The sequence below is a fragment of the Halobacterium noricense genome (assembly GCF_021233435.1).
Classification (GTDB): Archaea; Halobacteriota; Halobacteria; order Halobacteriales; family Halobacteriaceae; genus Halobacterium; species Halobacterium noricense.
In genome coordinates this window covers 2,154,815-2,173,895 of record NZ_CP089468.1, presented here as the reverse complement: position 1 = coordinate 2,173,895, position 19,081 = coordinate 2,154,815, and the positions used below count along the sequence as shown (strand labels likewise).

Below are 19,081 nucleotides of genomic sequence, written 5' to 3'. Positions count from 1 at the left end.
AGCGGCGCGACGTTTACGCTTTCGGAGCCGTACCCGTTTTGCCGCCGCCGGCTACTGGTTGCGCTCGTCGTGGAGCGCGCGCAGCACGTCCTGCCGGGTGACGATACCGACCACGACGTCGTCCTCGACGACGGGGACGCGGTTGACGTCGCGCTCGTCCGCCGCGAGGATGGCGAGCACGTCGTCGACGTCGGCGTCGGGGCCGACCGTGAGCACGTCCGGCGTCATGATCTTCTTGACCGGCTTGCCGGCGTTCTTCGCGAGGTCCAGTTCGGTCTCCAGTTCGTTCCACGAGAGGTCGATGCCGTAGTCGAGCGTCTCGAGGAACGGCGGCAGCCCGATGGGAATCCAGACGGTGTGGTCTTTGGGCTGGAACAGCTCCACGAAGTCGCGCTGGGTGACGACGCCGACGAGCCGGTCGTCGTCGTCCACGACGGGGAACCCCGTGAAGTCGCGTCGAGCGAGCTGCTGGAGGACGTCGCTGACCGCGTCGTCCTCGTGGACGGTCTCGACGGCTTCGGTCATCAGGTCGCGTGCCTGCATACGGGAGTCCTCGCAACCACGCCACCTATCGCTTTGGATGCGGTGCGGTCAGAGCAGGTCGCCGCCCAGCGGCTCCCCCGTTCGGCCGTGGACAGCGACCAGTCCCTCGTCGGGCGCGACGAGCAAGTAGAGGACGACGGCGTCCTCGTGGACGGCGAGAACGGTCTCGACCTCTCCGTGGGCGTCGATTTCGGTGCTCGCCGTGGCGTCGCCGAGTTCGAGCGCGCGCTCCTGGAGGCGCTGGAGGCGCGGCAGCAGGTCTTCGTCGAGGCGGCAGTCGTCGACGTACCGGACGTCCACGGAGTCGGGCTCGTACCGGAAGACGATGCGGAGGGCGTCGCCGGCCCGGCGTTTGACCGCCTCCGTCGCCCGTCGGAACGTGTCGTCGGAATCACCCCCTTCGACCGTCCCGTTAGCTTTTGCCATAAGTAGTGTTTCTGAATCTACACGAATGAGTGTTTGGTAGCGACTCGGCGTACGGTAGGCATGAATGAACTGTTCAATACAGTGAACAAAACGCGGCGTGGCTACCCTGCCACGACAGATCCCCTCGGGGGCACGCCAGCCCGCGATGTCGACCGGCGGACCGCTTAAGTTGTGGCGCTCGCTACGTAGCGTATGGCCATCGTGGGCCGGTCGAAACTCCGAGACCTGTTCGACGACTCGCCGACGCCGCACATCGCGCACCCCCCACAGTCCCACCGGCGGGACTTCTACGTCGCGACCGACGGTTCGTACTCGCGCGACGGCAGCGGGCTCGGCGTCATCGTCGAAACGCGGGACGGCGAGCGGGTCGCCCGCTTCGCGGTGCCGGACGAAGCCCCGAACAACAACGTCGCCGAGTACCGCGCGCTCCACCTCGGGCTGGATGTGCTCGCGGCGCGCGCGCCGCGGGACGCGCGCATCGGCGTGCTGGTCGACCACAACGACCTCGCGGGCGACGTCAACACCGCGGCGCTCGCGGCGCGCGCCCACGACTACCGCCCCATCAAGGAGTTCTCACCGCCCGCGACCGCCGACCACCACTGGCGTGGCATCCGTGCGCGCGTCGTCGGCTTCGAGGAGGTGCGGGCCGCCCAGTTGGACAGCAACACCAACCCCGCGCACGTGCTCGCGAACGAACCCGAGCAGTACGGCCACGTCAACGACGAGCCCGCGCGCTGTCTGCTCCCCGAGCGCGACACCGGCGACTCGCAGGTGCCGCCACCCTCGCGCAGCGACCGCCGGGCCAGCGACTAACGCACTTTTTGCGCTGCGTGGCGCGCGCTCCGCGCGCCTCATCTGCTCACGGGCGCTGCGCGCCCGTTTACAGCGGGACCTCCGGTCCCGCTCGGCTCGCAAAACTTGCGGAAAAAGCACTCCTCCTTCACTTCGCTGCGTGGTTCGAGAGACGCCGCTGGCGCCTCTCGTCATCACGAGAGAGCTTCGCTCTCTCGAACGACTCCGTTCAGTCGTCGGCCCGAGTGCTCACTTCGCTCCGCCGAGCACGCTAGCGTTTAGTCTTCCTGCTGGGCGTCCACCACGGCGACGGCCGCGAGGTTCACGATGTCCTTGACTTCGTCGCCCCGCTGGAGGACGTGGACGGGCTCGTCCATCCCGACCAGCATCGGGCCGATGGCGTCCGCGCCGCCGAGGCGCTGGAGGAGCTTGTAGCCGATGTTCCCGGCTTCGAGGTTCGGGAAGATGAGCACGTTCGCGGGGTCGTTCAGTTCGGAGAACTCGTAGGTGCCTTCGAGGATGTCCTCGACGACCGCGCTGTCGGCCTGCATCTCGCCGTCGACGGGGAACTCGACGTCGCCGTCCTCGCGGAGCATGCGCGCGGCCTCGCGGGGCTTGCGCGTGCCTTCGTTGTCGACGCTGCCGAAGTTCGAGTACGACAGCATCGCCACGCGCGGGTCGACGTTGAACCGGCGCGCGAGTTCGGCGGTGTGTTCCGCGACCTCTGCGAGCACGTCCGCCTCGGGGTCCTGGTTGACCGTGGTGTCCGCGCAGAAGATGACGCGGTTCTTGAACGTCAGCATGTAGACGCCGGCGACGTAGTCGGCGTCCGGCGCGGTGCCGACGACCTGCAGCGGCGGGCGGAGCGCGCTCGGGTAGTGGTGGGTGAGGCCGGTGAGGAGCGCGTCAGCGTCCCCGGCTTCGACCATCGTCGACCCGAGGTAGTTCGGGTCGCGCTTCACGAGCGATTCGGCCTCGCTGCGCGTGATGCCCTTGCGCTGGCGGAGTTCGTAGAGGCGTTCGGCGTACGCCTCGTGGCTGCCCTCGTCGGGGTCGACGATTTCGGGGTCGAAGTCCAGGCCGAGCCCGGAGACGACGCCGTTGATGGTGTCGCGGTCGCCGATGAGCACGGGTTCGGCGATGCCCTCCTCGGCCATCTGGTAGGCCGCGCGAATCATCTTCTCGTCGTCGCCCTCGCCGAGCGCGACGCGCTTGGGGTCGCTCTTGGCCTTGTTGAGGACGATGCGCATCATCTCCCGGCTCTTCCCGAGGCGGGCTTCCAGTTCCTCGCGGTACTCCGCTAAGTCGAGGTCGCGGCGCGCGACCCCGGAGTCGATGGCGGCCTCCGCGATAGTGGGCGCGACCTCGAAGAGCACGCGCGGGTCCAGCGGCTTCGGGATGATGTACTCGGAGCCGAACTGGAGCGGCTGGTCGCCGTACGCCTTCACGACGGCGTCGGGCACGTCCTGTTTCGCGAGGTCCGCGAGCGCTTCCGCGCACGCGACCTTCATCTCCTCGTTGATGTCCGTCGCGCGGACGTCGAGCGCGCCGCGGAAGATGAACGGGAACCCGAGGACGTTGTTCACCTGGTTCGGGTAGTCCGAGCGCCCGGTCGCCATGATGACTGTGTCGTCGCGGGCGGCCTTGGCGTCCTCGTAGCCGATTTCGGGGTCCGGGTTCGCCATCGCGAACACGATGGGGTTGTCCGCCATCGACTGGACCATCTCCTGGCTGACGATGCCGCCGACGGAGAGGCCGACGAACACGTCCGCGCCCTCCATGGCGTCCGCGAGGTCGCCGCCCTCGCCGGGGCTGGCGAACTCCTGCTTGAACTCGTTGACGTCGCGGTCCTCGGTGATGATGCCCGAGGAGTCACACATCGTGATGTTCTCGCGCTGGACGCCCAGCGAGACGTAGAACTTCGCCGAGGCGATGGCCGACGCGCCCGCCCCGGAGAAGACGACGTCGAGGCCTTCGAGGTCCTTGTCCGCGATTTCCGCGGCGTTCAGCAGCGCCGCGCCGGAGATGATGGCGGTGCCGTGCTGGTCGTCGTGGAAGACGGGGATGTCCATCTCCTCGCGGAGCCGCGTCTCGATTTCGAAGCACTCCGGCGCTTTGATGTCCTCGAGGTTGATGCCGCCGAACGTCGGCTCCATCGCCGCCACCGACTCGATGATGTCGTCGGCGCTCTCCTGGTCGAGTTCGACGTCGAAGACGTCGATGTCGGCGAAGCGCTTGAATAGCACGCCCTTCCCCTCCATGACGGGCTTCGAGGCCTGCGCGCCGATGTCGCCGAGCCCGAGCACCGCGGAGCCGTTCGACACGACGCCGACCATGTTCCCCTTCGCGGTGTACTTGAACGCGTCCTCGGGGTCCTCGTCGATGTGTCGGCACGGCGCCGCGACGCCCGGCGAGTACGCCAGCGAGAGGTCCCGCTGCGTGTTCGTCGGCTTCGTCGTCGAAATCTCGATCTTCCCGGGCGGGTCGCTGGCGTGGTAGTCCAGAGAGTCCTCGTCTAATCCCATGTCGTTGTCTGCCGCGCCGACGGCCAAAAACCTATCCCAACGCGTCGAATGTTGTTACGTCACGCGTCGAAACGAGTCGGCTTCCAGGGACGCAGTCCTCTCGAAATAACGTTTCGCGCCACGCCGCTCGCTATAACGTGGTCTCCCTGCGGTCGACCACGCTCGCTCCGAACCACGCTGCTCGCGGGTCGCTACGCTCCCCGCTCGCTATAACGTGGTCTCCCTGCGGTCGACCACGCTCGCTCCGAACCACGCTGCTCGCGGGTCGCTACGCTCCCCGCTCGCTATAACGTGGTCTCCCTGCGGTCGACCACGCTCGCTCCGAACCACGCTGCTCGCGGGTCGCTACGCTCCCCGCTCGCTATAACGTGGTCTCCCTGCGGTCGACCACGCTCGCTCCGAACCACGCTGCTCGCGGGTCGCTACGCTCCCCGCTCGCTATAACGTGGTCTCCCTGCGGTCGACCACGCTCGCTCCGAACCACGCTGCTCGCGGGTCGCTACGCTCCCCGCTCGCTATAACGTGGTCTCCCTGCGGTCGACCACGCTCGCTCCGAACCACGCTGCTCGCGGGTCGCTACGCTCCCCGCTCGCTATAACGTGGTCTCCCTGCGGTCGACCACGCTCGCTCCGAACCACGCTGCTCGCGGGTCGCTACGCTCCCCGCTCGCTATAACGTGGTCTCCCTGCGGTCGACCACGCTCACGCCCAATACGACACGCCTACGTACACTCGTCCAAAAATCCGAGCCATGGACCGCCGCTCCTACCAGCTCGCGGCCGTGACGACTGTGCTGACGTTCGCGCTCATCCTCGTCGGCGAGTACACCGCCGTCTCCGGGTCGGGCGCGACCTGCGGGCTCCAGTGGCCCGACTGCAACGGCCAACTCCTCCCGCTGGGCCTCCAGATTCACGACTTCGTCGAGCAGTTCCACCGCGGGTTCGCGATGGTCGTCGGCTTCTTCATCCTCGGCACCGGTGCCGTCGCGTGGCGCGACTTCGACCAGCGCGACGTCAAAATCGGCGGCGTGCTCGCCGTGGTCCTCCTGCCGATTCAGGTGATTCTCGGCGGCACGACCGTGACGTTCAGCGGCCTCGTTCCGTGGGGGTACATGCCCATCACGCAGGCCGTCCACCACCTCGCCGCGCTCGCCATCTTCGGGACGCTCGGCTACACGACGCTCCGGATGCGCGAACTCGTCGGCGACGGCCTCGGGCGCGTCCGAACCGCCTCACTGGCCGGCCTCGCGGTGCTCCCGGTCGCGCTGGTGTTCTCCCGGAACACCGTCTTCGCGGTGTACGGAACGCGCGTCCAACTGATCCACCACGCGCTCGAACTGCTCGTGTTCACCGCCGCGCTCGCCGCGCTCGTGTGGGCGCGCCGCCGCGACAACCGCCGCGCCGCGCAGGCGATGGTCGCCACGATTGCCGCCGTCACCGTCCAGATTCTCATCGGGACCGGCGTCGTGCAGTTCTCCCCGACCGTCCACCTCATCTACTACGCGCTCACCGTGCTCGTCGCCGCGCTGTTCGTCGTCGCCGTGCGCTCCACCGGCGCGAGCGCTACCGCCTCCCCGTAGCCGACGTCGTGCAGGTTCGGTTGTATTTAAGTCCCTCCCCGTGCATCGGTTTGGTATGTCTGAATTCAATCGGCGGACGTTCCTGAAGAGCGTCGGCGGTACCGGCGTCGCACTGTCGCTGGCGGGCTGTTCGCAGCTCACCGGCGGCAACGGCGACTCGAACACCATCACCCCCGGCACGGCGTCGGGCTTCCCGCCATTCGAGTTCGTCAACGAGTCCGGCGACCTCGTGGGCTTCGACGTCGACCTCCTGTCGGCGGTCGTCGAACAGACGGAGTACGAACTCGGCGAGTGGGAAGACCTGGAGTTCACCCAGCTCACCACTGCACTCCAGAACGGCAACATCGACGTCATCGCGGCGGCGATGACCATCAACGACGAGCGCGACCAGAACATCGACTTCACGGACCCCTACTACGACGCCAACCAGGCGGTGCTCGTCCGCGAAGGCGGGAGCTTCCGCCCGTCCAGCAAGTCCGACCTCGCCGACCACCCCGTCGGCGCGCAGTCCGGGACCACCGGCAAATCCCAGATGGACTCTCTCGTCGAGAACGGCACCATCAGTAGCTCGCAGGCCAACACCTACGAGAACTACGTGCTAGCCGTCGAGGACCTCACGAACGGCAACACGGACGCCGTCATCGTGGACACGCCCGTCGCGGAGACGTTCGTCTCGAACCGCGACGTCGTCGTCTCGTTCACCATCGAAACCGGCGAGCAGTACGGCTTCGGCGTCCCCCAGGGCGACAGCGGCCTCCAGAGCGCACTCAACGAGGGCCTGCAGACCGTCCGGGACAACGGCACGTACGCAGACCTCACCGCAAAGTGGTTCGCTAGCGAATAACGCCGATGGACCCGACGCAACTCGTACTGCAAGCCGAACTCGGCGACTGGGAGTTCGTCTGGCGGCAGCGGCAGTTCTTCGTCGACGGGACGATACTGGCCGTCCAGTTGACGTTCTTCAGCATGGTGCTGGGCTTCCTGCTCGGCCTCCCCGCGGGCGTCGTCGAAGCCTACGGCGGCACGTACTCGAAGGGCGTCGTCCGTCCGCTCGGTGTCGCCATCCGTGGCACGCCAATCCTCGTCATCATCTCGCTGACGTACTTCGCGGGCGGCATCTCGCCGGCATTCCTCGCGGCGACGCTCGCGCTCGGCGTGCGCTCGGCCGCCTACCAGAGCCAAATCTTCCGCGGCGCCATCGAGAGCGTCGAGGGCGGGCAGATGGAAGCCGCGCGCGCCGTCGGGCTCTCGAAGCTCGACGCCATCCGGCACGTCGTGTTGCCGCAGGCGCTGCGGCGCTCGGTGCCCGGCTTCCAAAACGAGTTCACCATCGTCCTCAAGGACACCAGCATCGCGTACGCCATCGGCGTCGCGGAGCTGTTGAAGCGCAGTTACGACCTCTTCTCCATCCAGACGACCGCCGCCCTCGAAGTGTTCCTGGCGGCGTCGCTCATCTACTTCGTGTTGACGTTCACCGTCAACCGCGGCATCGAGGTGCTCCACAGCAGCGTCGCGATTCCCGGAGGTAACCACTAATGTCTGACCCACTACTCGACGTCGACGACGTCTACCAGAGCTACGGTGAGGAACGCGTCCTCGAAGGCATCTCCTTCGATATGGAGCGCCAAGACGTCAAGGTGCTCGTCGGCCCCTCCGGCTCCGGGAAGTCGACGATGCTCCGCTGTGTCAACCGCCTCACGGACATCGACGAGGGCGATATCCGCCTCGACGGCGACTCCATTTACGACATGGACGCCGACGACCTGCGCCGACAGGTCGGGATGGTGTTCCAGGACTTCAACCTGTTCGCGCACCTCACCGCCCTCGAAAACGTTACGCTCGGCCTCAAGCACGTCCTCGACTACGGCGACCGGCGGGCCGTCGAGAAGGCCGCGTGGCAGCTCGAACAGGTCGGGCTCCGCGAGCAAGCCAACTCCTACCCCGCCGAGCTGTCGGGCGGGCAGCAGCAGCGCGTCGGCATCGCCCGCGCGCTCGCGATGGACCCCAAGCTGATGCTGTTCGACGAGCCGACGTCCGCGCTCGACCCCGAACTCATCGGCGAGGTGTTGTCCGTGATGCGCGACCTCGCCGAGGAGGGGATGACGATGCTCGTGGTCACCCACGAGATGGGCTTCGCCAAGCAGGCCGCGACCGACGTGTTGTTCCTCGACGGCGGCAAGCTCGTCGAACAGGGGCCGCCCGAACAGCTCTTCGAGAACCCCGAGAAGGACCGCACCGCGGCGTTCCTCAGCCGCCTCACCCAACTCCACGGCGGCCAATGAGCCGGAGCACGCAGCGACTCGTCCGGGACGGGATTCTCGCGGCCTTCTGGTTGTGGTTCGGTGCGCGCCTGCTCAACGACTGGTTCGGCGGCGTGTTCGTCGACGCCGGCCAGCCGTTCTTCGACCCGCAGCCCGTCGCCGACGCCGCGACCGCGCTCGGCGATACTGCGGCCCGACTGGGCCTCCTCGGCGTGCCGGTCGGCTGGGTCGCGAGCGCGCTCGACTCCGTCTCGTTCGCGATGGTCTACCTCCCGGACCTCGCCGCGGGGGCGTGGCTCACCGTCGTGCTCACGACGCTCGGCATCGTGTTCGGGCTGGTGCTGGCGGTGCCGCTGGCGGCCGCCCGCGTCTACGGCCGCGTCACCCACTGGGTCGCGCTGGCGTTCATCGAACTCATCCGCGGGACGCCGCTGCTCGCGCAGCTGTTCGTGCTGTACTACGCGCTCCCGCTCTCGCGGTGGATTGCCGCCGTCCCGCTGGTCGGCAGCGGCATCGTCCCCGCGCAAGCCGTGTGGGTCGCCGTCGTCGGCTTCACCATCAACAGCGCCGCCTACCAGGCCGAGTACATCCGGGGGTCCATCGAGGGCGTCGACCCCGGCCAGTTGACGGCCGCGCGCGCCATCGGCCTCTCCCAGTTCCGGGGGATTCGCCACGTCGTCCTCCCGCAGGCGTTGCGGTTCGCCATTCCGTCGTGGACCAACGAACTCGTCTACCTCACGAAGTACTCCTCGCTGGCGTCGTTCATCACGGTGAGCGAACTCTACCACGCCGCCGAGACCGCCGCCTACGAGAACTACCGGTTCCTCGACCTCTTCCTGCTCGCGGCGGTCGTCTACGTCCTGCTCGTGCTGTCCGCGACGACCACCATGGAGTGGGTCCGCAAGCGCGTCGCGATTCCGGGCGTCGGCGGCTCCGCGGGCGGACGCTCCCCCACGGAGTAGTCAGAAGAAGTCGTCCAGGCCCGCCTGGTCGTCGTCGCTCTCCGCCTCGTCCTGCTCGTCCTCATCTTCGTACTCGGCTTCCTCGTCTGCCGCTGCTTCCTCGCTGGACTCGTCCGCTTCGTCGAAGCTCGCCTCGCCCTCGAAAGCCCCGCCGGAGTGCTCGACGGCGCGCTCCGACCGTAGTTGTTCGGCGTCCTCGACGATGGACTGGACCTTGTTCGTCGTCTCCCCGGAGCCCGTGACGAACGAGACGTGCTCGGCGTCGAGGTCGTACGCCGCCGTCATCGCCACCGTCAACTCCCGGTTCTTGCAGTGGTGGGTCATCGTCGCGAGGAACGGCACGGTTTTGCGGCGCGCCGTCGACATGCTGCAGCCGCTGACCTCCGCGACCTTGCGCGCGACGTAGTCGCGCTTGTTCCGGGTCGCCCGCGAAGACCCGAGTTTCCGCCAGTACGACGGCGGCCCGTAGCGCGTCCACCCGCCGTGGTCGTGCTGGCGCGACGCCGCGACGCCCGCCGCGATGTTGTCCGTCGCGTACCGCCAGTAGGAGTAGTTCTGCGTCGCACGCACCCGCCCCAGCCAGACGTCCGCGTTCGAGAGGAACTCGTAGGCGTCCGCGAGCTCGTCCCCGTAGTAGTCCTTGGGCACGTTGTCCTCGACCCAGTTGATGAGGTCGTCGGGCGTCTCGTCGACGTCGTAGGCGGCTTCCAGCGCGTCCTGCGCGCCGAGCTGTTTGATGAGGTCGTCGAGGAAGTCGAAGATGCCCTCGGTGCGGTCGCGCTCGCCCATCACCACGTCGTCGGTGGTGAGCGTCTCCCCGGTCTCCGCGAGCGCCTGCAGGTCGTTGACCGCCGACCGCAGGTCCCCGGAGTTCTGTTCGGCGATGGCTTCTAGGGCCTCCTCGTCGTAGTCGATGCCCTCGCGCCGGCAGATGTCCCGGAGCACGGGGACGATGGAGCGCTTGGAGACGTCCCGGAACTCGATGTCCTGACAGGCGTTCCGCAGCGTGTTGCTCATGTCGTAGTACTCGTTGGCGATGAGCACGATGGGCTGCGTGGACTCCTTCACGAGGTCCGTGATGGCCGCAGAGCCGCCGCGGTCGACGTTCCCGTGGAGGTTGTCCGCCTCGTCCATCACGACGAGCTTGCGGCCCCCCGTCCCGCCCGCCAGCGTCCCGGACTTCGCGGCCTCGCCGGCGACGCGCTCGACGACCGAGGCGGTTCGCTGGTCGGACGCGTTCAACTCCACGACGTCCCAGCCCTCGTCGGCCGCCAGCGCGTGCGCTGCCGACGTCTTGCCGACGCCCGGACTCCCGTAGAGGATGACGGCCTCCCGGTGGTCCTCCCACGTGTCCGCCCACTCCCGGAGCGCGTCGCGGGCCTTGTTGTTCCCGCGGACCTCCGACAGCGACGACGGGCGGTACTTCTCCGTCCAGTCGGTCATTACCGGAAGAAGGCGCGAGCCGCGTTTAGTGGTTGCGGAGCGCGTGGCTGACCGAAGGGAAGCCACGTTACCACGAGCGGGGAGCGCGCGCTCGACGGAGGAGAGCGCGGAATGCCGAGCGGCGAACATCGTGAGCCGCGAGCGAAGCGACCCGCGAGCCCCACTGTCTCCGCGACGCGTCGCCCGAAGTCGGACCACGGCACTCGACGGATTTTCACGCCCTCGCACCGTCCAGAGAGTGCGTAACCGCTGCCGAGGCGTGTATGCCGGATTGTCAGATAGAGCGACAGCCTTTCAGTTGTCGGCCCTGAAGCGTGTCGCTAATGTACATCGTCATCGTCGGCGCGGGTGACATCGGCGACCCCCTCACCGAGATTGCCACGAACGGTGGCAACGAGGTCGTGGTCATCGAGCGCGACGAGGAGCGCGCGGAGCGGATTTCGGGCGAGTACGACTGTCTGGTCATCAACGACGACGCGACGTCGAAGGAGACCCTGGAGGACGCCGGCGCGGACCGCGCGGACGCCCTGATTTCGACGACCGACCAGGACGCTACGAACGTGATGGTGTGTCTGCTTGCGCAGGAACTGGAGGTCCCGGACGTCGTCTCCGTCGTCCACGACCCCGAGCACATGAACCTGTTCCGCCAGATCGGCGTGAACACGATGCAGAACCCCCAGCACCTCATCGCGGAGTACCTCTATCGGGCGGTCAAGCGGCCGTCCATCGTCGACTTCATGCGCATCGGCGAGGAGGCCGAGGTGTTCGAGATTACCGTCGAACGGGACGCCCCGATCACGGGGAAGACGCTGCGGGAGGCCGACGAGGCGGGGCTGCTCGAAGGCGAGTTGCTCGTCGTCGCCATCGAGCGCGACGGCGAGGGCGAACCGATAACGCCCCGCGGGAACACCCGCATCGAGGCCGGCGACCTCCTCACGGTCTACTCCAGCAAGGGCGCGACGCCCGAGGTAACCGACGTCTTCGGCCACACGGAAGACCACTCGTAGCATGTCCCGGAAGAACGGCGGCGTGCTCCCGACGGACCTGCGAATCATCGCCCGCGACGTCGGGTCGCTGGTGTTGATGGAGGCCGGCCTGATGGCGATTACGTCGCTCGTCGCGCTCGGATTCCGGGAGTACTACGCCGCCCTCGCAATCTTCCTCGCGGGGGGCGTGACGGCCGCCGTCGGCGGCGCGGCGAACCGCGCGTTCGCGGACGCGCCGAACCCGAAGATGAAACACGGGATGGTCATCGCCGCCGGCGGGTGGCTGATGGTCGCAGCGTTCGGCGCGCTCCCGTTCTTCCTGACGGCGTGGCTGACGCCGCCGGCCGCCATGGAGGCGTTCGTCCCGGCGGCCACCGACACGAGCACGTGGGAGCCGATCGGCGTCGCCGGCACGACGACGCTGTCCAGTCTCGCGTACTTCCGTGACCCCCTGCACGCGTTCTTCGAGAGCATGAGCGGGTGGACGGGCAGCGGCCTCACGATGGCGATTCACGAGCCGTCGCTCCCGCGGGCGATTCAGTGGTGGCGATCGTTCATCCAGTGGGTCGGCGGCGTCGGCGTCATCGTCCTCACCGTCTCGATTCTCTCCCGGCCCGGCAGCGGGAGTTACGCGCTCTACCAGAGCGAGGCCCGCGAGGAGAAGATCCACCCGAGCGTCGTCTCCACCGTCCGCACGGTCTGGAAGCTCGTCGTCGGCTACACCGTGCTGTCGTTCGTCCTGCTGTTCGGCGCGATTCGCTACAGCGACAGCGAGTACGCCCAGTCGCTGGAGCTCTGGGCGGTCGCGTGGCAGGCGCTCAACCACGCGATGACGGGGCTCACGACCGGCGGGTTCTCCGTGACGGACAACTCGATTGCGACCTACAACTCGCCGCTCGTCGAGATGGTCCTCCTCCCGATTATGATTATCGGGGCCATCGCGTTCCCGGTCCACTACGTCGTGCTCCGGGACCGGAAGGTCAGCGAACTCGTCTCGGACCTCCAGACACGCTGGCTGTTCGTCCTGCTGACGCTCGGGGTCGCCGTCCTCTCCGCGCAGAACGTGCTGTCCGTTCCGTCCACGTCGGGTGCGTTCGCGACGCAGTCGTTTATCCCGTTCTCCGTGCCGTCGCTCGACGCGGCGCAACTGGACGCCGTCCGCGACTCCACGTTCCAGTGGGTGAGCGCGCTGAGCTGTACCGGGTTCCAGTCCGCGCCCATCGGCCGCTGGCTGGCCGGCGCGAAAGTGATGGTCGTCGGCGCGATGGTCCTCGGCGGCGCAGCCGGGTCGACCGTCGGCGGCATCAAGATCATCCGCGGATACACGATTGCCCGCGGCATTATCTGGCAGTTCTCCCGCGTGTTCCTGCCGAAGAACGCCGTCGTCACCGCCCGTATCGGCGACCGGACGCTCGACCGCGAGTCGATGGAACGCGAGTTCAGCGAGGCGGCCATCGTCTCGCTGCTGTGGCTGCTCGTGCTCGCCGCCACCAGCATCGTCCTCGTGAACCTCGTCGGGCCGGAGTTCGGGTACGCCGACGCGCTCTTCGAGGTCGCTAGCGCGCAGGGCAACGTCGGGCTCTCCTCGGGCATCACGGGGCCGACGATGTCGCCGCTCGCGGAAGCGATGTTCACGCTCAACATGTGGGTCGGCCGCCTCGAAATCATCCCCGTGCTCGTGTTCGTTCGCGCCGGGCTCTCGGGCCTGAACCCGTAACCGGGCGTCGCTCACCTCTCGGCGACGCTGCGCGCCGCTCGGGAATTCGAGGTGGTTCAGTCGCCACAAAGCCTTTTTACTCCACGGCGAGCATCACAACCATGTCCGAACGAGTCCCCAGTAACTCCCGCAGCACCGACCTCGGCATCGGTGCTGCCGCGGGTGCCGTCGCCTACGTGCTCGGCTACCTCCTCACGTACCTCTGGCAGGGGTCGTCCGTTCAGGAACGACTCGAAGGCTACAACGCCGTCGTGGAACTCCTCGGCGGCGACCCGATTCCGACGTGGAAGGCCGTCGGCTGGCTGTTCTACAACGCCCACGGCGTCTCCTTCACCGTCCCGTCGCTCGGCAGCGGGCAGGCCACCCGGAACCTCATCGCGGACGGGAGCGCGCCGATGCTGCTGTACCTCGTACCCGCGGTCGTCGTCGCGCTCGCTGGCTTCGTGCTCGCACGCCGCGCGAACGCGACCGACGCGTCCGGCGGCGCACAAATCGGCGCTCGCGTCGTCCTCGGCTACGTCGTGCTCGCGGTCGTCGGCCTGTTCGTCTTCGAGTACGCCGCGGGTGGGAGCGCGATTCATCCCGAGTACGCGCTCGGTGTGCTGCTCGCCGGCGTCGTCCACCCCGCGGTCTTCGGCGGTATCGGCGGCGCACTCGGTGCCGTCACGTCGACCTAGAGGTCCCGGGCGACCAGCTCGCCCCAGTGCTCGAAGCCGTAGCGCTCGTAGAACGCCTTCGCGCGCTCGTTCTGCCGGTCCACGTCTAACACCATCCGGTCCAGCGGCAGCGACTGCTCGCGCGCGACGGCGAGCGCGGCGTCCATCAGGTCGTCCGCGACGCCCGTCCCGCGGAACTCGGGTGCAACGTAAATCTCGTTGAGGACGGCGGCGTCCCAGACGAACGCCATCGACGCCGGGAGCACGAAGACGTAGCCCGCGAGCCGGTCCTCGTCCTCGACGACTTGCACGCAGCGCTCGTTCTCGCGGACGCAGCGCTCGACCCAGTCCAGCCAGTCGCGGCGGTACGCCTCGTCGAGTTTCGCCTCGTAGGCGGCCTGCTTGGCCTCGTCGCCCGTCCCTTCGCCGAGTCCCGTCTCGAACCCGCGCTTCAGCGCCCAGAGGGCGTCGCTGTCCGCGTCCGTGTACGACCTGACCATACCTCTGCTTGAACCGTCGCGGCGTTAGCGTTTGGCCTCCCGGAACCGCCCGACGACGCCCGCAATCGCGGTGAGCACGACGACCAACTGGAAGCCCGAGGAGACGACGGGGAACACGCGCTCGGCGTTCGCGGGGTCGCTGCCGCGTTCGAGGTCGACGAACGTCTGGACGACGCCCTCCGTGCTGGAGAGTTCCAGCGACCCCGCGAACGTGTAGAAGCGGTCGTGCAGCGGGAAGAAGAGGTTCACGCCGCTCGTCATCAGGTCCGGGAGGATGCCGCCGAACAGGAGCGCGACGACGCCCACGACCGCGACGTGCGGGCCGTCGCGGCCGAACTTCGCGTGGAGCCACGACTCCGCGCGGCGCGTGTCCCATACGACCAGCGCGCCGAACGCCACGTGGACGACCGTCGAAGGTATACGTGTGTCACTGTCTCACGTGAGAATGGGTCTTTCTCTTCGGCACGTGTCGAAGTTCTCCGGCAGACTTTTTGCCGGCGACACCCGAATTTCGGCCATGACTGACGACCCGCGCGCGGACCTCGCCGAGCGCATCGCCGGCGACATCACGCTCAGCGACGACCCTGGAGCCACGCTCCGGAAGTGGCGCACGGATTTCGACGTCTCCCAGACCGCCCTCGCAGACGAGCTCGACGTTTCGTCGTCTGTCGTCTCCGACTACGAGAGCGGCCGGCGCTCCAGCCCCGGCATCGCGCTCGTCACGCGCGTCGTCGAGGCGCTGCTGGACATCGACGAGCGCCGCGGCGGCGACCACATCCGCCAGTACGGCCGCGTGCTCTCGGCGGGCTTCGACAGCGACGTCGTCCTCGACCTCCAGGAGTACCCGACCGCGCTCCCCGCCGGCGAACTGTACGACGCCGTCGACGCCACCGAAGTCGTCGAGGGCGACCGCGACACCGTCACCGGCCACACCGTCATCGACTCCATCGAAGCCATCCGCCGGCTGCGCGCCGACGAGTTCTACCGGCTCTACGGCCAGTCCACGAGCCGCGTGCTTTCCTTTACGAACGTCTCACGCGGCGAGAGCCCGCTGGTCGCGCTGCGCGTCGTCAACCCCACGCCGAACGCCGTGCTCCTCCACGGCCTCTCCACGGACGACCTCTGGGAGCACGCGCCCGCGCTCGCCCAGCGCGACGGCTACTCGCTGGCGGTCACGGAGATGGACATCGAGGAGATGCTCGCCGCGCTCCGCGAACACGCGTAAAGTCCGCGCTCGCGCTCGAAGACCGCTACCTACTCGACGTACGTGTACTGGCGCTCGTTCATCGGGCCCCAGCCGTCGAAGACGAACTCGCTGTCGGGCCGCGTGAACGGCTCCAGCTCGACGGACTTCTCGTGGTTGTGCCGGTCGTGAATCTGCTCGTACTCCGCAAAGGAGAGGTCGTAGCGGCGCTCGACCTGCTCGTCGACGTTCAGCGCCGCGACTTCGTCCTCGAAGCCGGGCTGGACGGTCTCCTCGTGAATCTCGGCCTGCGCGCCGGAGCCGTACGACGCCACGAGGAGCTTCTCCGCGGCGAGGTCGCGGCCCTGCTCGGCTGCGCGCTTGAGCGCGCCGACGCGCGCGATGTGGACCGAGCCCGTGTACCAGTTCCCGACCTGACTGGAGATGTCGAGGGTGGGCTCGATGGCCTCGCCGTACCACTCGCGGTACGCGTCGGTCTCTTTGAGGTCGTCGACGTACCCTCGGGTGGCCTCCTCGAACGCCTCGGGGGAGTCGAAGTCGTCGCGGCGCGGCTGCCGGCCGATGTCGTCGGCGAGCGCGTCCTCGACGTCCGTCCCGCGAATCATGTGCCGGTAGCCCAGCACCGCGGCCTTCCGCACCATTCCGGGGAACGGCGTGTGGAACGGGATGAACGCGTAGTCGTCGGGGTGGGTGTCGCCCGCGGCGCGCTCGAAGTCCTCCAGCGCTTCGCGCATCCGCGCGAGGTACACCTGCACCGAGCGCTTGCCGTCCACGCTCGGGAACTGCTGGTTCGGCTTCAGGAAGTCCGTCTCGTCCGCGGAGCCGTATCCCTGCTCCGTGGAGAGTTCCACGAGGTCCGGGTCCTCGGTGATGTACATGGCGACCGCGCCAGCGCCCTGCGTCGCCTCGCCGGAGGAGTCCCGCGCGTACAGCGCGGTGTCGGTCGCGATGACGAGCGCGCCGCGCCCGCGGTTCCGCCCCGCGAGAATCCAGTTCACCGCGTCGTCGAGGCTCTGCGTGCCCGCGATGCACGCGAACTTCCGCTCGCCCTTGTTCGCGTGGTGGAAGTCACCGTCGTAGACCTGTTCGAGACAGCCGGCGATGTACGTCGACACCGGCTTCGAGTTGTCGAACGACGACTCCGTCGCGACGTCGATGCGCCCGACGTCCTCGGGTTCGAGGCCCTTGCGCTCCATCAGCCGATGCGCGGCGTTCGCACCCATCGTCACGATGTCCTCGTAGGCGTCCGGGAACGACGACGAGAACAGGCCCAGTCCCTTCGTGTACTTCTCGGGGTCGTCGCCCTGCTCGGGCGCGAACGTCTCCGCGAGGTCGAGTTTCAGCCGCCCCGTTCGCACTTCGATGGCGTCGATGCCGACGCTAGTCATGCCCTCGTCTACGCGAAACGGTCATATGGGTTTGTCGATGGTTGTTTTCGACGGCTGTCGAACAGCTGTGGTGTCACTGAGCGGTCCCCTCGGCCACCGTCCCGTCCTTCGTCACTCCGTCGGGACTGTAGTCGAAGGTCGTCCCGGTGCCCTCTTGGAGGAACCTCGCTTGGTCGACGAATATCGTCCGTCCATCCTGATTCAAGTCCCCACTCATGGAGCCGCCGGATCCGATTCGGAGCGTGGCGGAGTCCACCCGCATGTTGCCGTTCGACTCTAGTGAGATGTCCATCCCGTCCACGAGGCTCGCGTCGAGGGACGCGGAGCTAGCGACGAGCTCCCCGCCCTGCGCGGTCATCGACAGCGAGTCCGTCGAGCGGACGGTCGCACCGGTGACGTCGATGGCGGCCGCCGCCGTGATGGTGACCTGTTGTCCGTCCACCGCAGACGTATCGAGGCGGGCGTTCTGCAGGGCAACGTCGCCGGTGTTAGACTCGAGGCTGATTGGGCCCGACGCGTAGAGTTCTCCGCTCGTCGCGTCTACACTCTGGCCCGTCAGAGTTATCGCTCTCCCGTCCACCGCCGTCGAGTCGATGACTCCTTGGACGCTCGTAGGTCCGGATGTCGACCGAAGCGTCACCGGCCCGTTCGTCGATTCCAAGCTGACGCCCGATTCGACGGTTATCCGGTCCGCCGACGTGTCGAACGAGGACGCTTCCGCATTTCTGCGCACGACGAGGTTGACTCCCGGGAGGTCCTGTTGGGCGAACTCAGACGTGCGGTAGGACTGTTCGCCGTCGCTCGGCTCGTAGTTTCCGTCCCCGTCGACGTCGTCGAACGCCACCGTGTTCGGCGGCAGTGAACTGCCGCCACCGCCACCGCCCCCGCCACCGCCTCCGCCTCCGCCTCCAGTCTGCTGGACGACGCGCTCGCGCGCTTCGCCGCCGTCCAGAATCTCCAGCGTGGCGTCAGTCCGCCCGTTGTCCTCGACCACGAAGGTCGCCTGCCCATTCTCGTCGGTCTGCTTGCTCGACTCGTAGAACGGGTTCGTGCCGTTCACGCTGACGGTCACGCCGCTCTCCGCGTTGTTGAACTGGTCTCGTGCCTCGACAGTCACGCGGTCGCCGCGGTTTTCCACGAGCGTGAGGTAATGTGCCGGTGGATTCTCTGTCCCGCTCCCGACGCCGACGCGCGCGGTCTGGAGTATAAACTGACCCGTCCAGTTCACTTGGACGACCACGCGGTCCTCGTCAGCCACATTAACGACGTTAATGACGCCGGGATGACTGCCGAGGTCAGTTCGGTCCTCTAATCGGCTCGCCGAGAGCCGCGTCGGCACGGAGACCTTCACCGGACCGCTGGTGTTGTTCGTCACCTGCACGCGCTGGTAGGGCGCGCTCAGCGTTTCCGGGCTCACGGTCACCGAACTCGCGCGCGTCGTGCTCAGCGAGCCGTTGAGGGTGACGAGCGTGATGGTCCGCGTCTCGTTGTCCACGACCACCTGGTCGGTGAGCGGAATCGCGGTACCGTTGTTCGTGTTCGGGTAGAAGTTCGAAAGTATCGAGGATTCGTACAGCAGGTCCGGCGCGTTGTCGTACTCGTGGTAGTTCGGCTCGTATTCGAGGTACTTCGTGGACGCGTTCCACGACCCGTCCAGGAAGTCTTTGGTCTCCTCGTTGGTCGCGTCGACGTTCGAAACGCGAATCGTGTTATTGTCGTAACTCCCCGTCCGTAGCGTTCCCGTCGCTGGCGGCGGGTTCATCAGGAAGACCCGGGAGGGGTACTGGGTGCCGAGCGTGACCGAGACCGGCTGTGCGTTGCCGGTCGCGGCCGAACGGAGGAGTCCGTTCCGCACGTCCGTCAGCTGGTTCTGGACGGTCTGGCTGTGCTTGTACTCGACGTCGGCGTTCTGCGAGGGGACGACTGTCGCCTGGTAGAGCGAGAGCGCGATGATGAGCGTGGCGAAGAGCAACACGGCCCCGATCTGGACCGTGACAGCCCTGTTGTCGTCCCTGAAACGCACGGTTGTGTGGACTCGTGCGGGCAGCGGCATAAACGCGACGCCTACTGCGGCGTCGCCAACAGTAGCCTGCGGCAGGC

At 67.5% G+C, this 19,081-nt stretch carries 18 protein-coding genes; 10 read left to right on the top strand and 8 right to left on the bottom strand.

Going from position 1 to position 19,081, the window contains the following annotated elements; genetic code table 11:
* Positions 1 to 51: 51 nt before the first annotated feature.
* Positions 52 to 543: a CBS domain-containing protein gene (locus LT974_RS11535; protein ID WP_232587799.1), complete on the bottom strand. Its 492-nt coding sequence runs from the start codon at positions 541 to 543 to the stop codon at positions 52 to 54.
* Between the two features lie 48 nt (positions 544 to 591).
* Positions 592 to 969, bottom strand: coding sequence for a hypothetical protein (locus LT974_RS11530; protein WP_232587798.1), 378 nt, complete (start codon positions 967 to 969; stop codon positions 592 to 594).
* Between the two features lie 192 nt (positions 970 to 1,161).
* Here LT974_RS11530 and LT974_RS11525 point away from each other — a divergent pair, with 192 nt between their 5' ends.
* On the top strand, positions 1,162 to 1,782 hold the full coding sequence (locus tag LT974_RS11525; RefSeq protein WP_232587797.1) for a ribonuclease H: 621 nt from the start codon (positions 1,162 to 1,164) through the stop codon (positions 1,780 to 1,782).
* Between the two features lie 257 nt (positions 1,783 to 2,039).
* Here LT974_RS11525 and LT974_RS11520 read toward each other — a convergent pair whose 3' ends face one another.
* The gene (locus LT974_RS11520; protein WP_232587796.1) at positions 2,040 to 4,286 is read right to left on the bottom strand and encodes an NADP-dependent malic enzyme; all 2,247 of its coding nucleotides are present in this window, start codon (positions 4,284 to 4,286) and stop codon (positions 2,040 to 2,042) included.
* 750 nt (positions 4,287 to 5,036) lie between these two features.
* Here LT974_RS11520 and LT974_RS11515 point away from each other — a divergent pair.
* Genes LT974_RS11515 through LT974_RS11495 form a run of 5 tightly spaced genes read left to right on the top strand, consistent with a single transcriptional unit; the run spans position 5,037 to position 9,087 of the window.
* Complete coding sequence (locus LT974_RS11515) at positions 5,037 to 5,864, top strand: COX15/CtaA family protein (protein ID WP_232587795.1); 828 nt, start codon at positions 5,037 to 5,039, stop codon at positions 5,862 to 5,864.
* A gap of 55 nt (positions 5,865 to 5,919) precedes the next feature.
* A complete protein-coding gene (locus tag LT974_RS11510) occupies positions 5,920 to 6,708 on the top strand; it encodes a transporter substrate-binding domain-containing protein (RefSeq protein ID WP_232587794.1) in 789 nt (262 codons plus the stop codon).
* A gap of 5 nt (positions 6,709 to 6,713) precedes the next feature.
* Positions 6,714 to 7,400 carry an amino acid ABC transporter permease gene (locus LT974_RS11505; protein ID WP_232587793.1) on the top strand — a complete coding sequence of 229 codons (687 nt, stop codon included), beginning with the start codon at positions 6,714 to 6,716 and terminating at the stop codon, positions 7,398 to 7,400.
* A complete protein-coding gene (locus LT974_RS11500; protein ID WP_232587792.1) occupies positions 7,400 to 8,146 on the top strand; it encodes an amino acid ABC transporter ATP-binding protein in 747 nt (248 codons plus the stop codon). Before LT974_RS11505 ends, LT974_RS11500 begins: the two co-directional genes overlap by 1 nt.
* The gene (locus tag LT974_RS11495) at positions 8,143 to 9,087 is read left to right on the top strand and encodes an amino acid ABC transporter permease (protein ID WP_232587791.1); all 945 of its coding nucleotides are present in this window, start codon (positions 8,143 to 8,145) and stop codon (positions 9,085 to 9,087) included. The genes LT974_RS11500 and LT974_RS11495 overlap by 4 nt, the downstream gene beginning before the upstream one ends.
* Here the strand turns inward: LT974_RS11495 and LT974_RS11490 are convergent, their stop codons facing one another.
* Positions 9,088 to 10,530, bottom strand: a complete 1,443-nt coding sequence (locus LT974_RS11490) for a replication factor C large subunit (protein WP_232587790.1) — start codon at positions 10,528 to 10,530, stop codon at positions 9,088 to 9,090.
* Positions 10,531 to 10,853: 323 nt separating this feature from the next.
* On the opposite strand from LT974_RS11490, the gene LT974_RS11485 reads away from it, so the two are divergent.
* From LT974_RS11485 to LT974_RS11475, 3 genes are all read left to right on the top strand, one after another.
* Positions 10,854 to 11,537 (top strand): potassium channel family protein, encoded by a 684-nt coding sequence (locus LT974_RS11485; RefSeq protein ID WP_232587789.1) that lies wholly within the window; start codon positions 10,854 to 10,856, stop codon positions 11,535 to 11,537.
* Position 11,538: 1 nt separating this feature from the next.
* A complete protein-coding gene (locus LT974_RS11480) occupies positions 11,539 to 13,233 on the top strand; it encodes a potassium transporter TrkG (protein ID WP_232587788.1) in 1,695 nt (564 codons plus the stop codon).
* A 101-nt stretch (positions 13,234 to 13,334) separates the two neighbouring features.
* A complete protein-coding gene (locus LT974_RS11475; protein ID WP_232587787.1) occupies positions 13,335 to 13,910 on the top strand; it encodes a transporter in 576 nt (191 codons plus the stop codon).
* Here the strand turns inward: LT974_RS11475 and LT974_RS11470 are convergent.
* Positions 13,907 to 14,389 (bottom strand): GNAT family N-acetyltransferase, encoded by a 483-nt coding sequence (locus tag LT974_RS11470; protein WP_232587786.1) that lies wholly within the window; start codon positions 14,387 to 14,389, stop codon positions 13,907 to 13,909. The two genes, LT974_RS11475 and LT974_RS11470, sit on opposite strands and share 4 nt — an antisense overlap.
* Before the next feature lie 24 nt (positions 14,390 to 14,413).
* Positions 14,414 to 14,788, bottom strand: a complete 375-nt coding sequence (locus tag LT974_RS11465; protein WP_232587785.1) for a hypothetical protein — start codon at positions 14,786 to 14,788, stop codon at positions 14,414 to 14,416.
* Positions 14,789 to 14,906: 118 nt separating this feature from the next.
* On the opposite strand from LT974_RS11465, the gene LT974_RS11460 reads away from it, so the two are divergent.
* Positions 14,907 to 15,614, top strand: coding sequence for a helix-turn-helix domain-containing protein (locus LT974_RS11460; RefSeq protein ID WP_232587784.1), 708 nt, complete (start codon positions 14,907 to 14,909; stop codon positions 15,612 to 15,614).
* A 29-nt stretch (positions 15,615 to 15,643) separates the two neighbouring features.
* Here the strand turns inward: LT974_RS11460 and hmgB are convergent, their stop codons facing one another.
* Both hmgB and LT974_RS11450 read right to left on the bottom strand, forming a co-directional pair.
* A complete protein-coding gene (hmgB, locus tag LT974_RS11455) occupies positions 15,644 to 16,981 on the bottom strand; it encodes a hydroxymethylglutaryl-CoA synthase (protein ID WP_232587783.1) in 1,338 nt (445 codons plus the stop codon).
* Positions 16,982 to 17,054: 73 nt separating this feature from the next.
* Positions 17,055 to 19,004 (bottom strand): hypothetical protein, encoded by a 1,950-nt coding sequence (locus LT974_RS11450; protein ID WP_232587782.1) that lies wholly within the window; start codon positions 19,002 to 19,004, stop codon positions 17,055 to 17,057.
* Between the last annotated feature and the right edge of the window lie 77 nt (positions 19,005 to 19,081).